24 protein-coding genes are annotated in these 25,944 nt (G+C 28.3%); 19 read left to right on the top strand and 5 right to left on the bottom strand.

What is annotated here, in order from left to right; genetic code table 11:
• Positions 1-27: 27 nt before the first annotated feature.
• Positions 28-585 carry a spore coat protein gene (locus tag FRIFI_RS07725; protein WP_092925549.1) on the bottom strand — a complete coding sequence of 186 codons (558 nt, stop codon included), beginning with the start codon at positions 583-585 and terminating at the stop codon, positions 28-30.
• Between the two features lie 443 nt (positions 586-1,028).
• Here FRIFI_RS07725 and FRIFI_RS07720 point away from each other — a divergent pair, with 443 nt between their 5' ends.
• Positions 1,029-1,538, top strand: coding sequence for a DUF2798 domain-containing protein (locus FRIFI_RS07720; protein WP_166505525.1), 510 nt, complete (start codon positions 1,029-1,031; stop codon positions 1,536-1,538).
• A 245-nt stretch (positions 1,539-1,783) separates the two neighbouring features.
• Here the strand turns inward: FRIFI_RS07720 and FRIFI_RS07715 are convergent, their stop codons facing one another.
• Positions 1,784-2,272, bottom strand: coding sequence for a TetR/AcrR family transcriptional regulator C-terminal domain-containing protein (locus FRIFI_RS07715; RefSeq protein WP_202819458.1), 489 nt, complete (start codon positions 2,270-2,272; stop codon positions 1,784-1,786).
• Positions 2,273-2,509: 237 nt separating this feature from the next.
• Here FRIFI_RS07715 and FRIFI_RS07710 point away from each other — a divergent pair, with 237 nt between their 5' ends.
• The 9 genes from FRIFI_RS07710 to FRIFI_RS07670 all read left to right on the top strand — a co-directional run bounded on the left by FRIFI_RS07710 (position 2,510) and on the right by FRIFI_RS07670 (position 11,996).
• The gene (locus tag FRIFI_RS07710; protein WP_166505523.1) at positions 2,510-3,430 is read left to right on the top strand and encodes an alpha/beta hydrolase; all 921 of its coding nucleotides are present in this window, start codon (positions 2,510-2,512) and stop codon (positions 3,428-3,430) included.
• Between the two features lie 538 nt (positions 3,431-3,968).
• Positions 3,969-4,820 (top strand): SDR family oxidoreductase, encoded by an 852-nt coding sequence (locus tag FRIFI_RS07705; protein ID WP_166505522.1) that lies wholly within the window; start codon positions 3,969-3,971, stop codon positions 4,818-4,820.
• Positions 4,821-4,829: 9 nt separating this feature from the next.
• Positions 4,830-5,441: a bifunctional 4-hydroxy-2-oxoglutarate aldolase/2-dehydro-3-deoxy-phosphogluconate aldolase gene (locus FRIFI_RS07700; RefSeq protein ID WP_242871317.1), complete on the top strand. Its 612-nt coding sequence runs from the start codon at positions 4,830-4,832 to the stop codon at positions 5,439-5,441.
• Positions 5,425-6,444 carry a sugar kinase gene (locus FRIFI_RS07695; RefSeq protein WP_166505521.1) on the top strand — a complete coding sequence of 340 codons (1,020 nt, stop codon included), beginning with the start codon at positions 5,425-5,427 and terminating at the stop codon, positions 6,442-6,444. Before FRIFI_RS07700 ends, FRIFI_RS07695 begins: the two co-directional genes overlap by 17 nt.
• Before the next feature lie 15 nt (positions 6,445-6,459).
• Positions 6,460-7,506, top strand: a complete 1,047-nt coding sequence (uxuA, locus tag FRIFI_RS07690) for a mannonate dehydratase (RefSeq protein WP_092925563.1) — start codon at positions 6,460-6,462, stop codon at positions 7,504-7,506.
• Positions 7,507-7,671: 165 nt separating this feature from the next.
• Complete coding sequence (gene uxaC / locus FRIFI_RS07685) at positions 7,672-9,072, top strand: glucuronate isomerase (protein WP_166505520.1); 1,401 nt, start codon at positions 7,672-7,674, stop codon at positions 9,070-9,072.
• Between the two features lie 19 nt (positions 9,073-9,091).
• Positions 9,092-10,099 (top strand): TRAP transporter substrate-binding protein, encoded by a 1,008-nt coding sequence (locus FRIFI_RS07680; protein WP_092925567.1) that lies wholly within the window; start codon positions 9,092-9,094, stop codon positions 10,097-10,099.
• 21 nt (positions 10,100-10,120) lie between these two features.
• The gene (locus FRIFI_RS07675; protein ID WP_166505519.1) at positions 10,121-10,651 is read left to right on the top strand and encodes a TRAP transporter small permease; all 531 of its coding nucleotides are present in this window, start codon (positions 10,121-10,123) and stop codon (positions 10,649-10,651) included.
• Between the two features lie 37 nt (positions 10,652-10,688).
• Positions 10,689-11,996 (top strand): TRAP transporter large permease, encoded by a 1,308-nt coding sequence (locus FRIFI_RS07670; RefSeq protein WP_092925571.1) that lies wholly within the window; start codon positions 10,689-10,691, stop codon positions 11,994-11,996.
• 70 nt (positions 11,997-12,066) lie between these two features.
• On the opposite strand, the gene FRIFI_RS15395 is transcribed toward FRIFI_RS07670, so the two are convergent.
• Complete coding sequence (locus tag FRIFI_RS15395) at positions 12,067-12,672, bottom strand: glycoside hydrolase family 3 C-terminal domain-containing protein (RefSeq protein WP_330405619.1); 606 nt, start codon at positions 12,670-12,672, stop codon at positions 12,067-12,069.
• A 65-nt stretch (positions 12,673-12,737) separates the two neighbouring features.
• Complete coding sequence (locus FRIFI_RS07665; RefSeq protein ID WP_330405508.1) at positions 12,738-14,318, bottom strand: glycoside hydrolase family 3 protein; 1,581 nt, start codon at positions 14,316-14,318, stop codon at positions 12,738-12,740.
• A 170-nt stretch (positions 14,319-14,488) separates the two neighbouring features.
• Here FRIFI_RS07665 and FRIFI_RS07660 point away from each other — a divergent pair, with 170 nt between their 5' ends.
• From FRIFI_RS07660 to FRIFI_RS07650, 3 genes are all read left to right on the top strand, one after another.
• Positions 14,489-15,730: an AraC family transcriptional regulator gene (locus tag FRIFI_RS07660; RefSeq protein WP_166505518.1), complete on the top strand. Its 1,242-nt coding sequence runs from the start codon at positions 14,489-14,491 to the stop codon at positions 15,728-15,730.
• A 98-nt stretch (positions 15,731-15,828) separates the two neighbouring features.
• Complete coding sequence (locus FRIFI_RS07655; protein WP_166505517.1) at positions 15,829-16,716, top strand: AraC family transcriptional regulator; 888 nt, start codon at positions 15,829-15,831, stop codon at positions 16,714-16,716.
• Positions 16,717-16,866: 150 nt separating this feature from the next.
• Positions 16,867-17,973, top strand: a complete 1,107-nt coding sequence (locus FRIFI_RS07650) for an alpha/beta hydrolase (protein WP_166505516.1) — start codon at positions 16,867-16,869, stop codon at positions 17,971-17,973.
• Between the two features lie 514 nt (positions 17,974-18,487).
• Here FRIFI_RS07650 and FRIFI_RS07645 read toward each other — a convergent pair.
• Positions 18,488-19,057 carry an HD domain-containing protein gene (locus tag FRIFI_RS07645; RefSeq protein WP_166505515.1) on the bottom strand — a complete coding sequence of 190 codons (570 nt, stop codon included), beginning with the start codon at positions 19,055-19,057 and terminating at the stop codon, positions 18,488-18,490.
• Between the two features lie 320 nt (positions 19,058-19,377).
• On the opposite strand from FRIFI_RS07645, the gene FRIFI_RS07640 reads away from it, so the two are divergent.
• The 6 genes from FRIFI_RS07640 to FRIFI_RS07615 all read left to right on the top strand — a co-directional run bounded on the left by FRIFI_RS07640 (position 19,378) and on the right by FRIFI_RS07615 (position 25,940).
• Complete coding sequence (locus tag FRIFI_RS07640; RefSeq protein ID WP_166505514.1) at positions 19,378-20,073, top strand: Crp/Fnr family transcriptional regulator; 696 nt, start codon at positions 19,378-19,380, stop codon at positions 20,071-20,073.
• Between the two features lie 27 nt (positions 20,074-20,100).
• A complete protein-coding gene (locus FRIFI_RS07635) occupies positions 20,101-21,594 on the top strand; it encodes a YjjI family glycine radical enzyme (RefSeq protein ID WP_166505513.1) in 1,494 nt (497 codons plus the stop codon).
• A 2-nt stretch (positions 21,595-21,596) separates the two neighbouring features.
• The gene (locus tag FRIFI_RS07630) at positions 21,597-22,415 is read left to right on the top strand and encodes a YjjW family glycine radical enzyme activase (RefSeq protein WP_166505512.1); all 819 of its coding nucleotides are present in this window, start codon (positions 21,597-21,599) and stop codon (positions 22,413-22,415) included.
• A 92-nt stretch (positions 22,416-22,507) separates the two neighbouring features.
• Entirely contained in the window at positions 22,508-23,899 is a 1,392-nt protein-coding gene (locus FRIFI_RS07625; RefSeq protein WP_166505511.1) for a TldD/PmbA family protein, read from the top strand.
• Between the two features lie 2 nt (positions 23,900-23,901).
• A complete protein-coding gene (locus FRIFI_RS07620; protein ID WP_166505510.1) occupies positions 23,902-25,242 on the top strand; it encodes a TldD/PmbA family protein in 1,341 nt (446 codons plus the stop codon).
• A gap of 314 nt (positions 25,243-25,556) precedes the next feature.
• Positions 25,557-25,940 carry a VOC family protein gene (locus FRIFI_RS07615; protein ID WP_092925587.1) on the top strand — a complete coding sequence of 128 codons (384 nt, stop codon included), beginning with the start codon at positions 25,557-25,559 and terminating at the stop codon, positions 25,938-25,940.
• Positions 25,941-25,944: the final 4 nt, after the last annotated feature.

Below are 25,944 nucleotides of genomic sequence, written 5' to 3'. Positions count from 1 at the left end.
TTAATAAATATGAGTGTTTTTTATATATTATGAATTTAATTGCTGTACTTCATTATAAAGAGATCCGACTTTATCTATTTCTGTCTGTGGTGCAGAGCATAAAGGATAGAATCCTTTTTTAATTAACCACCCAGATACTTCATAAGCATGATTACAAGCCATTGTAAAGGCATCTTTTAAGAACTCTCTTAATACTGGATTAGTTGCTTCCATTGAACTCCAAGCATATTCTCTACCAGCTCTTTTTAAAGTTAAAAGATACCCTGTAGCTATTTCTCTATCATTTAATTGCTGGATATCTGTTCTAGGTGTAACTGGTATTGGTTGTACAGGAGATGTAGTAAAGTCCTGCAAGTTTATTTTTAACTGAGGTACATTTAATTTTTCATTAGGTGCACTAGCTTCTTTAACAAATCTTACCTTAAGGTTATAATCCTGTATATGAACTGGAAATTGAGCTTCAACCATAGCTTTTAGTTCTGGATCTGTAATCTGGTTTTTATATAGTGCCATATTTGTTATACTATTTACACAACTTAAAATTAGTTCGTGTAAATTATGTAATTCTGCTGGTGTTAATTGCATAATACATTTCCTCCTAAGTAAATAAAATTTTCTACATTATTAATATTCCAAATTAAATAAAATTTTTACATGGTAAATACTTCTTAAGTAAAACTTTTTACAAATAAGTACAAGTAAGAATATAGTAGTATCAGAAATATTGAGAAAATCTGAATAAAACTCATAGAAATGTTTAAATTGACTTTTTATAAAAAATATAATAAACTAAAAAAGTAATTAAATATTAAACTAAAAGAAACGACACATGTAGTGCATTGCACGTAAATCTGATTACGGTACAAAATTCTCATATGTGTCTTTTTTATTACAAAAAATAAAATACTGAAATAACTGACACATATGAAGCTTTCTACGTAATTTAGATTACGATATAAATGCTTATATGTGTCTTTTTATTGTTTAAGTATTAAAAAATATTTTATTAAAAGGAAGGAGCATATTATATGCCAACGACAAAATTACAAAAAATATTTTTCGCTTTTTTTACTGTAATGATAACAGTACCTTTATTTGTGATTTACAACCTTGCAATTGAAATAGGAGGTATGTCTAATCAAGTATTTATAAAATCACTTAAGATAATTCCAGTTGAATTTGTATTTGCAATCATATTAGAAATACTTATAGTAGGTCCACTTTCAGAAAAAATAGCTTTTAGTATTGTAAATCCAAGAGAAGAAAAGCCATATATAATTACTACAGTAATGATATGTTCAACAATAGTATTAATGTGTCCGATGATGTCATTTGTAGCAGCATTTTTATTTCATGGTATAACTGTAGAATTTATTGCACAGTGGATGCAAAACATGGTAATTAATTTCCCATTTGCATTTTTTACACAATTATTCTTCATACAACCACTTGTAAGATTTATTTTTAGAGGTGCTTTTAAGAATCAGTTAAATAAAGAAACGCAATATAATATAAGTGAAACAATTCAAAATTATTAAATATAACTAATTTATATTTTATTGGGGGAAAAAATCCGATTCGGGGGTTGGTAAAAACAAAAGAGTTAGATTAAAATATTTATTTATCATATTTTGATCTAACTCCTTTTTAGTTTTATTAATAAAGATTAAATTACTTATTTAATTTTATATATTATAGTAATTTAATAAAAGATCATATTGTTTATTTTTATGTTATTACTCACAATTATACTATACATTTTTAAAATACATGATGAAGTATTTTAATGTGAATATAGGGAGATATTTTGAGCAAGTAATTCTCCAACTTGTTTTGCTATTTCATCTGTACTAAAATTTAATTCATCCAATATAAATGATTCTATAATTCCTAGTATAGCCATACTTAAAAATCTTACAAGTATTTCTGTATCTTTTTTAGGGTTTATCTTATTTATTTTTTTACTTAGTTGGTTCATCATGAAATCTAGAAGCTGCTTTCTAAATGAAACAGTGCTTTTACTCGAAAACAAAGCCGAAAAGAAATTTTTATGTTGCTCAAAATAATTAAACCAAATAACCGTTCCTTCTATAAATCCTTTTTCTTTTTTTTGTTCACAAATTTCTTCTAATTCCTTTAATTGCTGATTGACGATTGTATCTAGTAAGTCATATTTATCTAAATAATGTAAATAAAATGTCTTTCTACTTATATCAGCTTGTTCAGTAATTTTTTTAACCGTGATTTCATCAAATCCATCTTTAATCAACATTGTTAAAAATGTAGACTGAATTAGTTTTCGTGATTTTATAATCCTTCTATCTATTTTACTATTCATATAAAAGACTCCTTTTATTTAGTATACACAATTTAAAAAATGTGTATTAATACACAAAAATATAAATCTGGTAATTGAAGTGATTCTATTTATAATATAGTATAAATATACACGAGAGTATTAAAACTCACAAGTGTATATTTTATAAATTAATAAAAGGTGGTAATAAATATGAAAATAAATAAGAAAAATGTAAAATTTAATGCACGTGGTTTACAAGTAGCAGGTATTTTAAATATACCTGAAAATGCTGAAGAAAAGAAACAAAATCCTGCAATTGTTTGTGTTCATCCAGGAAGTAGCTGTAAAGAACAAACTGCAGGTATCTACGCCCAAAAACTTGCTGAACTAGGATATGTAACTATTGTATTTGATACATCATATCAAGGAGAAAGTGAAGGAGAACCTAGATATATCGAAGAACCAGCTGCAAGAGTTGAAGATATCCGCTCAGCAATAGATTATCTAACGACACTTGATTTTGTAGATGAAAATCGTATTGGTGTATTAGGAGTTTGTGCAGGAGGCGGTTATGCAGTAAATGCTGCTATGACAGAGAAAAGAATCAAAGCTGTTGGTACAGTAGTGGGTGCTAATATTGGCCGTGTATATCGTGAAAGTAGTGATCCTATAAAAACATTAGAAGCAATTTCTAAGCAACGTACTGCTGAAGCTCGTGGGACTGAAACAATGATTACAAATTGGATTCCTAAAAATCAAGAGGAAAGAGAACAAGCAGGTATTAATGATATAGATATTATAGAAGCTGTTGATTATTACACAACTTCAAGAGGTCAAAGTCCTAACTCTCCAAATAAGTTAAACTTTACTAGTGTAGCATCAGTGATAGCTTTTGATGCTTTTAATTTAGCAGAAAGTTTACTAACTCAACCTTTACAAATAATTGTTGGTGATGTACAAGGAGCATTTGGCTCATATAGAGATGGTCATGAACTTTATAATAAAGCAGCTTCAAAGAAAAAGGATTTATTCATTATTGAAGGTGTAAGTCACTATGATTTATACGACAAAGAAGAGCCAGTTAGAAAAGCTGTTGAAAAATTAGAAGCTTTTTATAAAGAAAATATCTAATCGGACATAGTATAAGAAGAATTATTAAAATAAGTAATAAATAGAAATTAAGTAAATGTCTTAAGGTAATTAATGAAAAGTTCTTAGTATACTAATCAATATAGCATTAGAGTTATTTAATAACAATTTTAATATTTTCACACCTTTACCTTATTCATTTTTGGAAGTAGTTTTTTGTTTTAGATAATTAGAATAAATAGAGATGAGCCGTATCACAAGTAAGTGATACGGTTTTATTTTTAATATATAAAATTATAAAAATTATTGTCTCTAAGCATTTGGGCATGTTTACAATTAATTAAAAACTTCTTTAATTCAGTTAAGCATAAGAATAAAATAGCTCTATTCTCAAACTTCATTCTATATTAATAAATGAAAAACTAAAGGTATTTTTCAAATAAAAGTATATAAAATATACATCTGTAATTTACAGGTGCTTTTCATTTGTAATTTATTGTAAAAATTTAGGAAAAAGTATTGAATTAGGAAAAATAATATGCTAGTATACAAGTATATAAGGAAGGTGGAGGTACAATAAATGAAATTACCATTTAATATTGATTTAAATAATAAAGTAGCTGTAGTAACAGGTGGAACAGGAATACTTTGTGGGGCTATGGTTGAAGCTTTAGCTAAATGTGGAGCTAAAGTAGCTATACTTGCACTTGGAAAAGAAGCTTGTGAAGCTAAAGCTAAGGATATAGTAGATAATGGTGGATGTGCCATAGGAATAGAAGCTAACGTATTAGATAAAGAGAGTTTAAAAAGAGCTCATGATATAATTTTAGAAAAATTAGGACCATGCGATATATTAATAAATGGAGCTGGAGGAAATCATCCAAAGGGAACAACAACTAAAGAATATTTATTTGAAGAAGATTTAAATAATGAAGAATTAACAACATTCTTTGACTTAGATCCAAAAGGAGTAGAATTTGTATTTAACTTAAACTTCTTAGGAACATTACTTCCATCTCAAGAGTTTAGTAAAGACATGATAAATAGAAAAGGGTGTACAATAATAAATATATCTTCAATGAATGCATATACACCGCTTACAAAAATACCAGCATACTCAGGGGCAAAGGCTGCAGTAAGTAACTTTACTCAATGGTTAGCTGTACACATGTCTAAAGTAGGAGTAAGAGTAAATGCTATAGCACCAGGTTTCTTTGTAACAGCACAAAATGAAAAGTTATTATTCAATGAAGATGGAACACCAACAGAAAGAAGCAACAAGATATTAAATAGCACACCAATGGGAAGATTTGGAGAAGCCCAAGAATTAATAGGTACATTATTATATCTAGTAAGTGAAGATGCATCAGGATTTGTAAATGGTGTTGTTATACCAGTAGATGGAGCATTTTCAGCATACTCAGGAGTATAGGGGGATATTATGCTAGAAAGTATAAAAAAAGAAGGAATAGTAGCAGTAATTAGAGCAAAAGACCATGAAGAAGCTAAAGGATATATAAATGCTTGTGTAAATGGCGGAATAAGAGCGGTAGAATTAACATACTCAATACCTAATGTTGTTGATTTAATAAATGAACTAAGAGATGACAAAAATCTAATACTAGGTGTTGGAAGTGTTTTAAATAGAGAAATGGCTAAAGATGCAATATTAGCGGGAGCAAAATATGTTGTAAGTCCAGGATATAGTGAAGAAGTTAATGAAGTATGCAAACAATTAAATACACTTTATTTACCAGGATGTATGACAGTAAGTGAAATAATGAATGCACAAGATAAAGGAAATAAAATGGTTAAGTTATTCCCAGGTGATGTATTTGGACCAAAGTATGTAAAAGCTATAAAAGCTCCAATACCAAATGTTGAAATAATGCCAACTGGTGGAGTTAGTATAGATAATGTAGATAAGTGGTTTGAAATGGGAGTTTCTTGTGTAGGAGTAGGAAGTTCACTATTTAATGCAGGAAGCTTAGAAGATATAGAAAACTTAGCTAAGGAATTTGTGGAGAAAATACAAAATGTCAGAAGCAAATAATAAAAAGGTTTTAGGTTTTGGGGAGGTAATGTTAAGGTTAATACCTCCCAACAATAAAAAAATTATACAGTCAAACTCTTTTGAAGCAATTTATGGTGGAGGTGAAGCAAACGTTATAGCAAGTTTATCTTGTTTTGGTCATAAGACTAAGTTTGCAACTAAATTACCAGACAACTCACTAGGTGATAAAGTAATAAGAGATTTAAAAGGATTTGATATAGATACTAGTTCAGTCGTTAGAGGAGAAGGAAGACTAGGAATATATTTTTCTGAAATAGGTCATGGATATAGAAGTACAGAAGTTATATATGATAGAAAATACTCAGCTATATCAATGGCAAATAAAGAAGAATTTGATATTAAAAGTATGCTAAAAGATGTAAGTTTAGTTCATATGTCTGGTATAACTCCAGCACTTAGCAAAGAGTTATATAACTTAGTTATAGATATTGCAAAACACTGTAAACAAAATGGTATACTAGTGTCCTTGGATTCTAATTATAGAGCTAAGCTTTGGAGCTTAGAAGAAGCTAAAGGATTTTTAGAAAAAGTACTTCCTTATGTAGATATAGCATTTTTAGGAAAGTTAGACATGACAAATATATTAAAATATAAAGATAATGATTTAGACTTTGAAGATTCTCTTAAAGATTTATACAAAGAGTTATTTAAGAACTATCCAAATATAAAATATGTAGCATGTACTAAAAGAAGTGTACATTCCATAAATGAAAATTCTTTAAAAGGATATATATTTGATGGAAAAGATATCTACATATCAAATGAATATACATTTGATATATTAGATAGAGTTGGTGGAGGAGATGCATTTACAGCAGGAATACTTCACGGAGTAATAAACAATATGGATTCAAAAAAGACTGTCGAATTTGGAGTTTGTGCAAGTGCACTAAAGCATTCGATAAGAGGAGATATAAATTTAGTAGACGAAGAATGTGTTATTAGTTTGATAGATAAAGGTCTACAAAATATAAAGAGATAATGGGGGAAACAGTAAATGGAAATGACGTTTAGATGGTATGGACAAGATGACCCTGTAAAAATAGAGTACATCAGACAAATACCAGGAATGAAAGGAATAGTTACAGCGATATATGATATACCAGTTGGAGAAGTGTGGCCAATTGACAAAATATTAGAACTTAAAAAGACTGTAGAAGACAATGGACTAAAACTTTCAGTAATAGAAAGTGTACCAGTTCATGAAGATATAAAGTTAGGATTACCTACTAGAGATAAGTACATAGAAAACTACAAAGAAACGTTAAGAAATCTTGGAAAAGCAGGAATAGAAACAGTTTGTTATAACTTTATGCCAGTGTTTGACTGGACTCGTTCAGATCTAAACTATGAACTTGAAGATGGTTCAACTTGTCTAATATATGATGAAGAAACTGTTAAGAAAATGGATCCAGCACTAGGTGAATTAGAACTTCCAGGATGGGATACTTCTTATGGAGAAGGTGGACTAGGAGCATTATTAGATCAATATAAAGATATAGATGAAGAAAAGTTATGGGAAAATCTTGAATACTTTATAAAAGAAATAATACCAGTAGCTGAAGAAAGCAACGTAAAAATGGCTATACATCCAGATGATCCACCATGGGGTATATTTGGACTTCCAAGAATAATAACAAATTTTGAAAATCTAGAAAGATTTGTAAATCTTTATGATAGTGAATATAATGGTATAACTTTATGTACAGGATCACTTGGATGCACAAGTACTAATGATGTAGTAAAAATGGTTGAATACTTTGGAAAAGAAAAAAATAGAATAAACTTTGCACACTTAAGAAACGTATTAATAACAGGAGAGAGTAGCTTTAATGAAGTGGCTCATTTATCTGAGTGTGGATCACTTGATTTCTATGAAATAGTTAAAGCATATTGCGACTATGACTTTAAAGGACCATATAGACCAGATCACGGTAGAATGATATGGGGAGAAACAGGAAGACCAGGATACGGATTATATGATAGAGCTTTAGGAGCAGTTTATATAAATGGATTAATAGAGGCTATAAATAAGAATAAATAATGAAAATAAAAGTAGTGTTTTGAAATAAATTTTATTTCGAAACACTCTTTATAAAAAATAGTATAAAAGGTAAAATAATGAAATATATTAGAAAATATTAAGATGCATGTTAATATTTAATGTAGTAAGAAAACGATATTAAAAATATTAATTTAGGAGAAAGTTATGAAAAAGTTTATGGATCAAGATTTTATATTATCAAATGAGATAGCTAAAATCTTATATCATAATAATGCTTCAAAAATGCCGATATTTGATTACCACTGCCACTTGCCAGCAGTTGAAATAGCAGAAGATAAAGAATATGAAAATATAACTCAAATGTGGTTATACCATGATCATTATAAGTGGAGAGCCATGAGAAGTTTTGGAATAGATGAAAAATATATAACTGGTGATGCTAGTGATTTTGAAAAATTCTATGAATTTGCAAATATGATGCCTTATTTAATAGGAAATCCTATATATCATTGGTCACATCTAGAACTTAAAAGATACTTTAATGTTGAAGATACTTTAAGTGCAAAGACTGCAAAAGACATTTGGGAAAAATGCAATAATGCTATAGTAAAAAAGAATTTAACTGCCAGAAAATTAATAAGTATATCTAATGTAGTTTATATAGGAACTACAGATGATCCAGTTGATGATTTAAAATATCATAAAGAAATTAATGCTGATGATAGTTTTGAGTGTGAGGTAAGACCTACATTTAGACCAGATAGAGCATTAAAGATACAAAATAAAGATTTTTGTGATTACATAAAGTTATTAGGGAAAACAGAAGATACAGAAATTAAAGATTATGATAAATTAATAGAAATATTAGAAAAAAGGTTAAATTACTTTGTAGACAATGGTTGCAATATAACAGACCATAGTTTAGAAAGAGTTTATTTTAAACCTACTAACAAAGAGGAAGTTGCAAGCATATTTGTTAAAGTTTTAGCGGGAGAAGAAATAAGCATAGAAGATGCTCAAAAATACACAACATTTACATTAATAGAATTAGGGAAAATGTATAGTGAAAGAAATATGGTAATGCAACTTCATATAGGTGCACTTAGAAATAATAATACTAGAATGTTTAATTCTGTTGGAGCGGATGCAGGATTTGATAGTATTGACGATGGGGAAATCGCTTATTCTTTATCAAGGTTATTAGATAGCTTAGATGTAGAAGATAAGCTACCTAAAACTATTCTTTATTGTTTAAATCCAAAAGATAATGAAGTATTAGGAACTATGATTGGAAACTTCCAAGGTGGACAAGTTGCAGGGAAAATCCAATTTGGTTCTGGATGGTGGTTTAATGACCAAAAGGATGGAATGGAAAGACAGCTTATAGCACTTTCACAATTAGGTTTAGTTAGTAAATTTGTAGGAATGCTTACAGATTCAAGAAGTTTCTTATCATTTACAAGACATGAGTATTTTAGAAGAATTCTTTGCAATTATTTAGGAAAGTTAGTTGAAAATGGAGAATATCCATATGATTTAGAAATATTAGGCAACATAGTAGAAGATATATGTTACAACAACGCTAAAAAATATTTTATAAAATAATCCTAGGGGGAATTTATATATGAATAAAAGGATTAAAGTTATTTTACTTGCAGCTATAGCTAGTTTATCGGTAGTTGGATGTAGTTCAAGTAAAGGTAATGAAGCAAGGGTTATGAGGGTTGCTCACAACCAAGGTGAGGAACATCCAATACACTTAGCACTAAAAGAGTTTGAAAAAATTGTAGAAGATAAAACTAATAATGAAATAGATATACAAGTATACCCAAATGAGTTATTAGGTGGACAGCGTGAGTCGGTAGAACTTACTCAAACGGGAGCTATAGATATAGCTGTTGGAAGTATAAGTTTGCTTGAAAGTTTTAATAAATCATATAGCGTATTCAACCTTCCATACTTATTTAATAGTAAAGAACATTATCATTCTGTAATGAATGACAAAGATATAATGGGCGATATATATGAATCAACTAGAGAATCTGGATTTGTTGGTCTTACATGGTTTGATGCAGGTTCAAGAAATATGTACACAACAGATAAGCCTGTAATGAAGCCAGAAGATTTAAAAGGGAAGAAAATAAGAGTACAACAAAGTCAAACAAACATAAGGATGATGGAATTATTAGGTGGTTCAGCTACACCAATGAGTTTCGGAGAAGTTTATACTGCTCTTCAACAAAAGGTTATAGATGGAGCTGAAAATAATGAATTAGCACTTACTAATAATAAGCATGGAGAAGTTGCAAAATATTATTCATATAACCAACATGGTATGATTCCAGACATATTAATAATGAATGCTAAGTTATTAGATAATTTAAGTGAAGAACATAGAAATATAATATTAGATGCGGCTAATGAAATAAATAAATTCCAAGTTGATGCTTGGGAAGATAAAGTAAGTGAAGCAGTAGAACAATCAAAAAAGATGGGGGTTAAATTCTACTACCCAGATACAGAACCATTTAAAGAAAAAGTTTTACCACTTCATAGAGAAATGACTGAAAATGACAAAGAAGTAAAAGTTATATACGATAAAATACAAGCAAAAGCACCAACAAGTAAATAAATACTAGTAGGGGGAACGAAGATGAATAAGTTAAGAAACATGTTAAACAAAGTAATAGAAGTCATATGTATGACACTACTAGCATTTATGGTAGTTTTAGGTACTTGGCAAATAATAACTCGTTATGTTCTAAATAATCCAAGTACAGTATCAGAAGATTTACTAATATATTCATTTGTATGGATGGCTTTATTAGGTTCAGCTTATGTATTTGGTAAAAAAGATCATATGACTATGGTGTTTTTTAGACAAAAACTTGAATCAAAAAGTCCTAAAGTAAAAATGATATTAAATGTAATGACAGAATTGGTAGTAATGGTATTCTCAGCATTAGTTTTAGTATTAGGTGGAGTTCAAATAAGTATGTTAGCTATGGGGCAAGTATCACCATCACTAGGAATATCTATGGGATATATATATTTAGCATTACCATTATCAGGAGTAATAACGATTATTTACAATATATTAAACTTAATTGATTTAAAGCAAGAGATGGCTCAATCAGACAGAGAGGTAACTAAATCAAACAGAAAGAATGAAAAGGTTGCGTAGAAATAAAAAATATAATTAATCCAAGGGAGATAAGATTATGGAATTAGCATTTCAAGCAGGTTCAGCTATAGCTATTGCATTTCCTATACTGCTTTTATTAGGAATACCAATATCTGTAACTATAGGTGTAGCATCTATATTTGGAATATTAACTACATTATCATGGGATGTAGCAGTACTAACTGGGGCACAAAGAATATTTACGGGAATAAGTAGTTTTTCATTATTAGCAATACCATTTTTCGTATTAGCAGGGATAATAATGAACAACGGTGGTATCGCATTAAAATTAGTAAACTTTGCAAAAGTATTAAGTGGTAAATTACCAGGATCTTTAGCACATACAAATGTAGTAGGAAACATGCTATTTGGGGCAGTAAGTGGTTCTTCAGTTGCAGCAGCTGCTGCAATCGGTGGAACAATGTCTCCACTTCAAGAAAAAGAAGGTTATAATAAAAACTATAGTGCGGCAGTTAATATAGCATCTGCACCAACTGGGCTTTTAATTCCTCCAAGTAACTCACTTATAATATATTCATTAGTAAGTGGAGGAACATCAGTAGCAGCACTATTTATGGCTGGATATATACCAGGAATATTATGGGGATTATCAGTAATGGTAGTAGCATTTATACTTGCGAAAAAGTATAAGTATTCAACTAAATATAAGATAAGCTTTGGTGAAGCTATGAAAATATTTATAGATGCACTTCCTAGTTTAGCCTTAATATTTGTAATAATAGGTGGTATAGTAGGTGGTATATTCACAGCTACAGAAGGAGCAGCTGTTGCAGTTGTATATTCTTTCATATTATCATTCTTTTTCTACAAATCTATAAAAGTAAAAGATATGCCTAGAATACTACTAGAAACAGTTGAAATGACAGGGATAATAATATTCTTAATAGGGGTATCATCAATAATGTCTTGGGTTATGGCATTTACAAATATTCCAAGTGCAATAACAGAATTATTATTAGGAATATCTTCAAATCCAGTTGTAATATTACTAATAATGAACTTAATATTATTAATAGTTGGTACATTTATGGACTTAACTCCAGCAATATTAATATTTACACCAATATTTTTACCAATAGCTAAAAACTTTGGAATGGACTCTGTCCAATTTGGTATAATGCTTATATTTAACTTATGTATAGGTAATATAACACCGCCAGTTGGAAATACACTGTTTATTGGATGTAAAGTAGGTAAAACAAAACTAGAAGATGTAATAAAATATTTATTACCATTCTATGTAGGTATATTGGTTGTACTTATGTTAGTAACATTTATACCAGAAATAAGTTTATTTATACCAAAACTTATGAAAATGATTTAGACCCATCATAAAAACCTCGACAATACATAAATGTCTTGTCGAGGTTTTTTATTTATAAATATTAAATTACTTATTTAATTTTATATTTTGCTACTCTGCTGTCATTTATAACTCCATTAAAATCAAGGCCATATGCAAACTTATATACATTTCCTAATTCATCTTCATAACACTTCATATCATGAGGAACATCTTCACATTGCGCCTCTACAGTTTCCATATTAGCAGGCATATTAAATGGTAACAATCCACTTGGATTTACATTTCCACTAATTATATCCATTATAGCTTGTGTTTGTGCTCCAAAGTCTGTGATTATTCCATCTACATATTGCTCAAATTCTCCTACTATAGTTGGATTTGTCATATTTAAAGATACTATTACAGGTTTTTTACCAATAGCTTTTCTTGTTTCTAGTATTATATCTAAATCTGATTCATTACTAGCAAAGTTAGTTTTTCCTAAGTAAGATCTATTAGTTGATGATTCTAATGGGTCACCTCCTGCAATACTTGTTTCTCTTGCATTTACTGCAGTGTATGGTCTATATTGTAAACTTATTGGTAAGTATCCTTCTTCTTTTGTATATCCAACAGTTTTAGGAGATTCTATAAATACTATTGAAAAATCAGCATCTTTTGCATCATCTACAACATTAAAGTATTTTTCTACTATAACTTTACTAACAGGATCAATTTCTCTAGCAGGTATTACATTACCAAACCAGTCCTTACTTTCTTTTATTTTTCTTTTTGGAATATATACTTTTTTCTTTCATTTATTGGAAGTACGTTATTTTTATTTTTTAACATAATTAATGATTTTAATTGTGCATCATATCCAGCTTGCATAAATTCAGGGTTACCTACTAATTCTTGAGACTTATCTACATCTACATATGGATTTTCAAATAATCCTGTTCTGAAAATATTAAGTAATAACCTTGCTGCTGATTTTTCAAATCTAGCACGCATAAATTCTTCTCCATGTTCCTTAACACCCATTTCATATGCATTAAGTACTGGTTTAACTTCATTATTTCCTCCAAATTGGTCAACACCAGCCATAAGTGCTTTGTAATGTCTTTCATCTTCTGAAAGAGTCTCAACACCCCAACACTTTCCTGATATGAATGCGTCAACTACGTGATTATCTTTAGTAATCATCCAGTCTGTACATACAACTCCATCGTATTTATATTCATCTCTTAATAAATCATTTATTATATATTTGTTATATGAATTACCTACATTTTCACCATTTTTCTTATCTTGATTATAAGATATAGTGTAGTATGGCATTACGGCAGAAGCTTTTTTAGTTTTTCCTTTTAATTTAAAGGCACCTTCTGTAAAAGGTATTAGATGGTCATCAAAATTATTTCCTGGATATACAGCAAACTTACCATAAGCATAGTGAGCATCTCTACCACCTTCTCCACTACCTCCACCTGGCCAATGTTTAACCATTGCATTTACACTATCATATCCCCAACCATCATTTATCTCATTTTCACCATATGAAGTTTGGAAGCCATCACAATATGCCTCACCTAAATCTCTTGATAAAATTGGGTCTTCTCCAAGAGTACCATTAAATCTCATCCATCTTGGTTCTGTTGCTATATCTACCTGTGGAGATAAAGCTGTAGCTATTCCTAAAGCTCTATATTCTTTAGCTGCGATATGCCCAAAATTTCTAACTAATTCACTATCAAAAGTAGCAGCAAGACCTAGTGGCTCTGGCCATTTTGAAATATCACCACCTGCACCTGCATTAAATTCTGTATCTGCACTTGCACCATGTCTTGGGTCACTACTTGTATTTACTGGTATTCCTAATCCTGTTTTTTCTACAAAAGCTTGTACATTGTTATTCCACACAGCAGAAGTCTTAGCATCGTCTACTACGGTTATTAATACATGTCTTAAGTTATCATTTAACAAGAAATTCTTTTGTTGATCAGTTAAATCAGTTATTTTAGCATCACATTCCTCTAGTTTTTTACCATTATATGTACCTGCAAATGCCTTAGAGAAAAAGTCATCTTTAGTTGAAATAGATTGATGTGCACTATAAAGCATTAGCCCTGCTATTTGCTCTATACTCATTTTTGATGCTAAATCTTTAGCTCTTTCTTCTACTGGTAATCTCCAGTCTTCATATTTTTCTAATTTTCCACTTTTACTTAAGTTTTTAAAAGCATATCCATCTTCTTCAATTATTTTAACTCCTGAGTTAGGTGAATAAGCTATATTTTGACCACCTTCATTTAAGATAATATTATAGCCATGTTTTTTAATTTCTTTCCATTTTTTCATAGTCATAATTCCCCTTTTTATTTTGATTTACCTTATTGATGATTATTTTAAATATCACTATCAAGTATGACTTGATTGTTTAGTTATATATAATATATTATCAATAATAATAGTATAATTTTTGTATTATTTTGCTTTTTTATTATTATTTTGACTAAAGGGGATTTTTTATGATTTTAAAAACAGAAATGTGTAATGATATAAATTTTATTTGTAATATTATATTTGATACTTTAAAAATACCTTTATATTTTTTTAGTAAAGATGGCTCATTGAAATACTCTACAAAGGGTAAGAATAATTTAGATATAATTGATGATAGATTAATAAAATCTATTTCAAAAAACTTTAACTTAAATACGTTTGCACCTGTTCCTGTGATTAAATCTACAGAGTATATGGAAAATTTTATATCTATTGGACTTTGTATTGATAATGAATTTATTGGTACTTTTATTATTGGACCTTGCCTTTATGAGCACATTGAATTTGATAATATAGATAATATTTTTCTACATAAGATAACTCTTGAAGAAAAGAATATTTTATTAAAATATTATAATTCTTTACCAATTATAGATTTTAATACATTTATAAATACAAGTATTCTATCTTATTATCTAATTTACAATAAAAAGATAAGTTTTGATGATGTTATAAAAACAAACTCTTATAACAACGATATAATCAGTAATATTTCTAGCAATTTTGAAAATATAGCCACTTTAGCTAGAAAAAATGATGTTTTTCATCATCCGTTTATGTATGAAGAGGCAATTATGGACTGTATAAGAACTGGGAACAAAGAGAAGCTAATTAAAGTTTTGAGCGATCCTGTAATTGGCAATTATGGTGTTTTAGCTAAGAATAATTCAATAAGATCATTAAAAAATTTGTTAATTACCACTGCTACCTTAGTAACTCGTGCTGCAATTGCTGGTGGAATGAATACGGAAGTTGCATATACACTTAGTGACTCTTATATTCAACATATTGAAGAACTTAATACACTCAATGATTTAAATAATTTAAGAATAACTATGGCTTGTGATTTTTCTGATCGAGTTCGTATTTTAAAAAATAATAATTTTTCAAGCCCTATACTAGCTTGCATTTCTTTTATATATCAAAACTTATATAGTAATATATCTTTAGAGGATATATGTGAGCATATTAATTTTAATACTAGCTACATATCTAGGCTTTTTAAAAAAGAGGTGGGTATTACTATAAGTGAATATATTTTAAAAGAAAAAGTTGAAGAAGCAAAGAGATTGCTTTTATTAGATGATTATTCAATTTTAGAAATATCTGTATTGCTACATTTTAATGATCAAAGCTATTTTACTAAAATATTTAAAAGGTTTACAGGGGTAACTCCAAAAAAGTTTAGAGATTCTGCTAGGCTATAGTAAATTATGTAAATGTAAATTATAATAGAAATTAATTAAATAACTGAACTTAGATAATTTAAATATATTTTTTTAGAAGTTTTAGAGTGGAGATTATTATGAATAATGTTATATATGAAAAAATAAACCTAAATCCTAATTTACCAGCCTTATTAGGATATTTTGGAAAAGAAAATACTGATGTGAAAAGACATTACTATATTCATTCTCATTGGCATAGAAGTATTGAAATTAATTTTGTAACTGAAGGGGAATTAATGGGTTTTATTAATGGCAAAAGTATTAGTGCAAAGAGTGGAGATTTCGTTCTTGTAAATAGTGGAGATGTTCATGAATTTGAGAAATATCAAGGCAAATTATGTGGGGTTGTTATTTTAGTTTTATCTTATGACTTTATAAAAAAAGTATATCCAAATATTGATAGTATACAGTTTGATATTATGAATTCAAATTGTAAAAAGGATAGATTACAGGAGATTTTCTTAGAAATAAAAGAATTTTCTTTAAATAAAAATGAATTAGACTATATTAAGATAAACTCATATATTTATGAAATTTTATATATTTTATTAACTAATTATAGGATTCAAAAAGAAGATAATTATACAAATAATTATTTTAAGTATAAAGAAAGGCAAAAAGAAATTTTAATTTATATAAGTGAAAATTATAAGAAAGAATTAACTTTAGAACATATTTCTAAGCATTTTTATATGAGTAGTGAATATTTTTCAAGAAAATTTCATAAGTGGTTTGGAGTTACATATAAAGCTTATTTAAATAACTTTAGGCTTTCTAAAGCTTATGAAGATATAATTAATAGTGATGACAACATCCAAGATATTGCATCTTTTCATGGATTTTCAAATATAAAGTCTTTTATAAGTGTGTTTAAACAAAAGTATAATATGACTCCACTTAAATACCGTAAGTATTTTAAAGCGTCAAAAAATAACCAAAAAGAGAACAAAAAATGGAAACAATAACTTAATAAGAAATGATAAAATTTTAATGAGTAAAATAAACGCATATATTTGAATATAAACAAATTATGGGTTTATTTTTTTATAATACATGAAAACGTTTAGTAAAATGGACATTAAAAAAATATAATCAATAAAAAGGGGAGCGTAAAGATGAGTAGAAAATATTCAAAAGAATTATTAGATAATATTGTAAAAAAACAAGAAATAGTCGATATTAAAGGTGCAAAAGTTTTAGTGAAGAACTTACCTGATAGTGATGAAAGAGGGGCAATGGATCCTCGTCTTTATAATGATATGAAAAAACAACTAAAAATAATGAAACTTATGCCTAAAAGCATGTTGAATATGGATGCATCTTTAAAATCAATTGGTAGATTAAGAAATATGTTTGGTGAGATTAAGAGTATTCCGATTGTTGAAAAAAATATTGATATTATAAATGAACATGTTGAAGCTAATGATGGATATAAAATACCAGTACGTATATATAAATCTGAAACTATGAAGGAAAATGCTCCAGTTCTTTACTTTATTCATGGTGGTGGATTCTTTGGAGGCTCACCTGATGTTGTTGAGGAGTTAGTAAAGTTAATTGTTGAAAAAACAGACATACTAGCTTTTTCAGTTGATTACCGTTTAGCACCAGAAAATCCATATCCAACTGGTCATGAAGATTGTTATTCTGTGTTAAAGTGGATTTGTGATAATGCAGAAAGTCTAGGTGGAGATAAGAATAATATATTTGTAGCAGGAGATAGTGCTGGTGGAAACCTAACTCAATATTGTACTACTAAAGATTTTGAAGCTAACTTAGGTATGGTAAAAGGACAATTATTACTTTACCCTACTGTAAATATGGCTAATGAAGAAGATGAATTCTTTAAATGGAGTAAGGATGAATATGAAATGTCTCCTAAACATAAATCAGGCATAGAGTTTATGCTAAACATGTTTGATGGATTATCAGGTGGGTTAAAAGATATATTAGGTACAGATGAAATTAAAAATGGATATTTGAGTCCGTATATTAGAGATCTAAAAGGATTACCTCCTACATTTATTACAGTTGGAGAACATGATTTTTTAAAGGTAGAATGTTTAGCTTATGCTGCAAAGCTTGTTAAAGCTGGTGTTGACACTACAACAGTACTGTATAAAGGATTTGGTCATGCATATGGAGATAATATAGGCGTTTATCCACAAAGTGAAGATTGTGCAATTGAAATGGGGAACTTTATTTTAAAGTATAGTAAATAAACTAGGATTATGAAAATAATATAAAATAGATTTTATTACCACCTTGATTAATATTAAGGTGGTTTTACTTATACATAAATTTATTAAAATATAATGCGTAGTGATGAAAATTATAAATACATCAAAAAATAAAACACTACAACAAAAATAATATAAATATATACACTCACCATAAAAATATATTATCATAATTATAACAAATGCATTTTAACTAGGGATCAAAATTGTACAATAAACAAGAAAATATATCATGGGGGATAAAAATGAAATCAAAAGGTAAAAAATAATCATAGGAATAGCATTAACAGTATTAGTTGGAATTAAAGTTACAGGTTATCAATATTCAGGGATAGATAAGAACGCAATACTTACAACAGAAGATATTAAAGAATAATATTAATAAATTACGAAATAACTCTATCTTAGTATACTCAACATTTCAATGACTAAGATAGAGTTATTTTAAATTGATATTTATAACAAAGTTAGCTAACATAGCCTTTATTCTAAATAACTAAGCTTCCTTCTTTTGAGCTATTTTTTCTGTCGTTCTTTGGTCTATTTCTTCCTTTAGCTCTTTTAAATAAGGAGAAAATTTCACCTTATCTGCACCATAAGTAAACTGTAAGTCATATTCTAGCGGAATCCAAGTACTAATATCCGCCTCGTTATGCTGAATGACTGCTTCTAAATTGTCTAATGCTTTGTAAAGCTTTGCTTCATCAGTATTTAGTTCATTCATTTCCTTTAAAAGCTCTGTGAATTCCTCACGATAAGGATTAGGGAAAGTTTTTATCCATTTGAAAAGTTCCTCATCTTCTTTTTTACTATCTTCTTCTTTCTTTTCAAAAGCAGGAATATCACCAGTAAAGGCTTCACCTAAATCATGAATCAAACACATACGAATTACCTTGTCCATATCAATTTTTGGAAATTCATCACGCATTAATAATGCCATTAATGCAATACGCCAGCTATGTTCTGCTACACTTTCATGGCGTCCGCTCGATGTCCATGAATGTCTCGTATTACATTTTAGTTTTTCTGCTACTGCTAATATATCTAGAAATGTTGCTGTATTCATACCTATTATCCCCTTTACAAATTCATATTTATCTATATGATATCTAAAATATCTTTATTTCGCATTATATATCAATTGCGAACTTTGATTATATTATATACAGTATTCAATTATTTTCCAATTAAAAAATAGTTTCATTAAATTTAAAGTGAAATATATTATCTTAATTAAGTTTAAAAAATCTATTTCTAATAGTATTTATTGTAATATAGGTATGTTTGTAGCCATTATTTAAAATATAAAGGGACATATGTCCTTTTACTTTTGTAAAACAATGATAAAATAAAATAAAAGTTAAATAGTTAGGAGAAACTTAAAATATGCAAGATAGTGTGTTCTCTAATTATACACAAGATAAACATACAAAAGAATTTATAGATAAAATACCCAATAATATAAAAAATAAATGTGAAATTATAAAAATTAAAAAGGAAAAAACAGTAGCATTAAAAGGCGAAAATATAAAAGACATATATATAAGTCTTGATGGAAAAATGCAAGTTAGAAATGAATTTGAAAATGGATTTGTATATAGTTTTGCCGATGTAGATTCTATAGCATATATAGGTGTTATGGAAATTATGGCAAATAAACAAGCTTACTCATCAACACTTAAAACTATAACAGATTGTATAATGCTTAAAATATCTACAAGTGATTTTATAAAATGGATTAAACTAGACCAAGATTTAACATTAAAAATATTACACTTTGTATCAAAAAGTATGTATGAACAATCTTTAAATAAAGGAGAAGTTCTTGCATACCCAGCAATCTATTCACTAATAAATTACTTAATAGATATATTTGAAAGTGAAGAAAAAGATGTTGTATATATATATAAAACAAGAGAAGAAATAGGGTCAGTATTAGGATTTTCTATAAGAACAATAAATAGAAACTTAAAAGAATTAAAAGAAGAAAAATTAATTTGTGTAAATAGAAAATATATATCAATAAATAAAGAACAGTTTTATAAATTATTAAATAAACTAGATTCAATTAAAAGTAAATAATTAATATAAATTATAGGGGGAAAATATATGAACCAAGCACTAAACATTATAAAAAATGAAACTTTAACTTATAATCAACAAGTACTACAGCTAGCAGGTCAAGGAGAAAGTACTCTTAATGTATTAAATATAGATGAAGAAACTAAACCTTTGCTAGAAAAAAATATAATATGCACAATGTTTGAAGGTAATGCTCCTTACAGACCAAGATATGTTATACCAGATTATGAAAAACTAATGAAAGAAGGATGCAAGTTTTTAGAACTTGATGTACCTAATGATATATGGGAAGCAACTAATAACTTATTAATATTTTACAAGCATGTTCCATCAATAACATCATATCCAGTATATTTAGGGAATATAGATGAACTTTTAGAGCCTTTTGTAAAAGATGAAGAAGAAGCTTACAAGGCTATAAAATTATACTTAAAACACATAGATAGAACACTTACTGATTCATTTGTTCATGCAAACATAGGTCCAATAGATACTAAAGCTGGTAGACTTATACTTAAAGCAATGAGCGAATTACAATGTGCAGTACCAAATTTAACAGTTAAATATGATAAAGACTTAACATCAAAAGAATTTATAGCACTATGTGCACAAACAGCATTATCTACAGCTAAGCCAAGTTTTGCAAATCATAAGATGGATGTTGTTGATTTTAAAACTGAAAAATATGCACTTGCAAGTTGTTACAATGGATTTTTAATAGGTGGAGGGGGATATACCCTAGTTAGACTTGTTCTTAGTAGATTAGCAGAAGAATCAAGTTCTGTTGATGATTTTATAGAAAATAAAATACCTTTTGTTACACAAAAGATGCTTGAGTATATAGATGAAAGAATAAGATTTTTAGTAGAAGAAGCAGCATTCTTTAAATCAAACTTCCTTGTATTAGAAGGATTTATTAAAAAAGAGTTATTCTCAGGAATGTTTGGTATAGTTGGACTTGCTGAGGCTGTAAATCATTTATTAAATGCAACTAATCAAGAGGACAGATTTGGATATTCAAAAGAAGCTAATGAACTAGGGTTAAGAATAATAGAAAATATTAATTCTATAGTAACTTCACATAAATCAAAGTATACAGGGTGTTTTGGAGGTCAACACTTAATGCACGCTCAAGTTGGAATAGATACAGATACAGGTATATCTCCAGGATGTAGAATTCCAGTAGGAGAAGAACCTGAATTATTTAAACACATTATACAATCAGCACCATATCATAAGTATTTCTTTAATGGAATAGGTGATATATTTGTGTTTGAAGATACATATAAAGATAATCCAGAAGCTATAGTTAATGTTATAGATGGAGCATTTAAAACTGGAATAAGATATATATCAGCTTATTCAGATAGTAGTGATGTAGTTCGTGTTACAGGATATTTAGTTAAAAAATCAGAAGTTAATCAGCTTGAAAGTGGGAATGCAGTTAAAAATAATGCAACAGTATTTGGTATGAATGCAAAACATGGTTCTAAAGCTTTTGATAGAAAGCGTAGGGCTTAATTATGGCACTAGTTAACAAGATTATTCCTTTTTCTTGTATAGATGGACCAGGAAATAGAACCGCTATATTTTTTCAAGGGTGTAATTTTAAATGTACTTATTGTCATAACCCAGAAACTATAAATAAGTGTATAAATTGCGGTAAGTGCATTTCAACTTGCAAGGTAGATGCATTATTTAAAATAGATAATAAAGTGATTTGGGATGATAAAAAATGTATAGGATGTGACGATTGCATTAAAGCATGTGATAATTTATCAAGCCCTAAAACTAAAGACTATTCAGTAGATAAACTTTTTGAAGAAATTAAAGAAATAAGTCCATTTATTCAAGGGATAACTGTAAGTGGTGGTGAGTGTACTCTTAACTCAGATTTTTTAGTAAAATTATTTAAAAAAGTTAAATATGAATTAAACCTTACTTGTTTTATAGATACTAATGGAAGCATAGACTTAACAGAGCATAAAGAACTTGTTGATTTAACTGATAAATTTATGCTAGATGTTAAAAGTATTGATGAATATGAGCATATTAAATTAACAGGAGTAAGTAATGATATAGTGTTAAAAAACTTAAAATATCTTTTAAGTATAGAAAAACTTTACGAAGTTAGAACTGTTATAGCTCCTAATTTAAATAATGAAGAAACTGTAATAGAAGTTTCAAAGATTATTAAAGATAAGTGCAAGTATAAGTTTAATGCATATAGAAAATATGGAGTTAGAAAAGAAGGATTAGATTTTCATGGTGAAGTAGGACCTAATGAAGAAGAAATAAATAATTTTATAGAGCTTAGAAAAAGTATTGCTAATAACTTATAAATAAATCATTTAAATATAGGACACTCGTATACATTGTATACGGGTGTTTTTATATATATAATATAAATATACGAGTAAATAGGAGGAAAATTATGTTATCTAAAGAAATAGCAACCAAAGTATTAGAAAAGTGCCTAATAACAGGTGCTGACTTTGCTGAAATATTTGAAGAAGACACTATAACTAACTCTATAGGTTTAATAGATGAAAAAATAGAAAATGCACTAGGGGGAAGAAGTTACGGTATAGGAATTAGAATATTTAAAGGATTAAAAAGTGTATATGCATACACTAATGACAATAGCCTAAACTCACTAATTGATACAGCTTATAAAGCAGCTTTAGCATTAGGTAGCTTAAAAGAAGATATAAGCATAACTTTAAATAATACTAAAGTTTTAACAGATATAAATCCTATAAAAATATATCCAAACACTGTAGGATACAACAAAAAAATAGACGTTATGAAAAGGGCATATAAAAGTGCAAAATCATACAATAGCTTAATATCTCAAGTAAGTGTTGGATACTTAGATAAAGACCAACAAGTATTAATAGCAAACACAGAAGGACTATATGTAGAAGATAGAAGAATAAGAACAAGACTATCTATAAACTCTGTAGCATCTAATGAAACTGAAAATCAAACAGGTTTTGAAGGACCTGGTGCTAGTATGGGATTTGAGTTATTTGAAAAAATAGACCCAGAATACTACGGAAAAGAAGCATCTCGTGTAGCAGTAACAATGCTAAATGCTAAAAATTGCCCAGCAGGTAAAATGACAGTAGCAATAGACAATGGTTTTGGTGGAGTAATATTTCATGAGGCATGTGGCCATTCACTAGAAGCTACTTCTGTTGCTAAAGGAAACTCTGTATTTTCAGATAAGTTAGGTCAGCAAATAGCATCAACTAAGGTAACTGCAATAGATGATGGAACATTAACTAATCACTGGGGTTCAGCAAATATTGATGATGAAGGAAATCCTACTAAAAAGAATGTATTAATAGAAAATGGAATACTAAAGTCATATATGATAGATAAATTAAATGGTAGAAGAATGAATATGAAAGCTACTGGAAGTAGTAGACGTCAAAGCTATAAATTTGCACCGACTTCAAGAATGACTAATACTTATATAGCTAATGGTACTGATGATCCTAAAGATATAATAAAGTCTATAGACAATGGATTATATGCAAAAAAAATGGGTGGAGGATCAGTAAACCCTGTTACTGGTGAATTTAACTTTGCAGTATCAGAAGGTTATTTAGTTAAAAATGGTGAAATAGTAGAACCTGTAAGAGGTGCTAGTTTAATAGGAAAAGGTAGCGAGGTTTTAATGAATATAGATATGGTTGGAAACAATCTAAAACAAGCACAAGGTATGTGTGGTTCATCTTCTGGAAGTATACCAACTAACGTAGGTCAACCAATGATAAGAGTAAAAGAAATAACAGTTGGTGGAAGAGAGGAGAATTAGTCATGGAATTTAATGCTTTTAGAAAAATGTTGCTTAAAAAAGGATTAGAAGCTGGATTTAGTGAATGCGAAATATACTACACTCAAGGAGAAAGCTTAAGTATAAGTGTTTATGAAGGTGAAGTTGAAAAGTACAACTTAGAAAAATCTAAGGGGCTTTCTTTTAGAGGATTAATAAATGGTAAAATGGGATATTCTTTTACTGAAATACTAGATTTTGATGCCTTAAATATGCTTATAAAAAATGCTAAGGAAAGTGCTTTAAATGTAGAAAGTGATGATGTTCAATTTATATATAAAGGTGATAAGAATTATAGCGAAGTTAAAACTTACAGTGAAGACTTAGAAAACATAGACCCAGCTAAAATGATAGATTTAGTACTTAATATAGAAAAAGAAGCTAAGTCTTACGATAAGGTCGCTAATATAAATGGTTGTAAAATATCATATAGTTCATCTAGTCATAGCATATATAACACTAATGGATTAGAGCTTAATAATAAAAGTAATATATTAATGGCTTATGTTGTACCTGTTGTTGAAGATAATGGTCAAAAACAAGATGGTATAGGATATTCTATAGTTAATTCTATAGATAAATTAAATCCAAAAGAAATAGCTAAAGATGGTATTAAAGAAGCTATAAGTAAATTAAATGGAAGTAGTATAGAATCTAAAAAATATAAAACTATACTATATAAAGATGCTATGGCATCACTTCTTGAAACTTTCTCAAATACATTTAGTGCAGATGCTGCACAAAGGGGATTATCTCTTCTTAAGGAAAAAGAAGGTGAGATTATAGGAAGTGAAGTTTTAACTATAGTTGATAACCCACTTTTAGATAATGGATTAGGGTCAACTCCTTTTGATGATGAAGGTGTGGCAACTTATAAAAAAGAATTAGTATCTAGTGGTAGATTAAATACATTACTTCACAACTTAAAAACTGCAAATAAAGCAAATACTAAGAGTACTGGTAATGGATTTAAAGCATCATTTGCATCAAATATAGGTGTTGAGTGTAGTAACTTATATATTGAAGCTGGAGATAAAGATTTAGATGAACTTATGAAGATAGTTGATGAGGGAATAATGATAACTGATTTAGCAGGGCTTCACTCTGGAGCTAACTCAATAAGTGGAGATTTTTCATTAGCTGCTAAAGGATTTTATATAAAAGATGGAGTTAAGACTCATCCTATAGAACAAATAACTGTTGCAGGAAATTACTTTGAATTATTAAAAGATATAGAAGTAGTTGGAAGTGATTTAAAATTCCCTATGAGTAATGTTGGTTCTCCTTCTGTTATAGTTAAGGAGCTATCAATAGCTGGTAAATAAGTAATAAAATCTAATAATTTATATTAATACAAAAACAATCAGTAGAAGCTATCTTATTAAAACTAAAATAAATAAGATAAAAACTTAGGCTATGGAGCAATCTCCATAGCCTATATTTATTTATGATATAAAAATATGTAAGTTAATGATAAAAATTTAGCATAATTTTTATTAATAATAAGATATACATTTTGTTTTTTGGGGTATATAATCTTAAAAAGAATATGTTTATAATATTATCTCAAATTAATTTATAGAACTTGAAATAAAAAATTAAATATGTAGTTTTTTACAACAATTTAGGAGGAAATTATATGATAGACAAAATAGGAAAAATAACTATATATGTTAACAATCAAGAAGAGGCTAAAGAGTTTTGGATCAACAAAATGAACTTTATAGTTAAATTAGAAAAGCAAATGGGACCTTCTATGAAATGGCTAGAAGTTGGACCAAGTAAAGAAGAATTTACTACATTTGTTATATATGATAAAAATATGATGTTATCTCAAAATCCAAAAGCAAATGTTAATCATCCTAATATAATTTTAAGTACTAGGGACATAGAAAATACTTACAATAAAATGAAATCAAATGAAGTTGAAGTAGGAGAATTAATGATAATGCCTTATGGAAAAATATTCTCATTCAAAGACCAAGATGGTAATGATTATCTAGTTAGAGAAGATATATACTAAAGAT

It is taken from the genome of Romboutsia hominis (genome assembly GCF_900002575.1).
GTDB lineage: Bacteria > Bacillota > Clostridia > Peptostreptococcales > Peptostreptococcaceae > Romboutsia_C > Romboutsia_C hominis.
The sequence above is the reverse complement of the archived record's forward strand: the minus strand, read 5'-3'. Positions and strand labels throughout refer to the sequence as shown.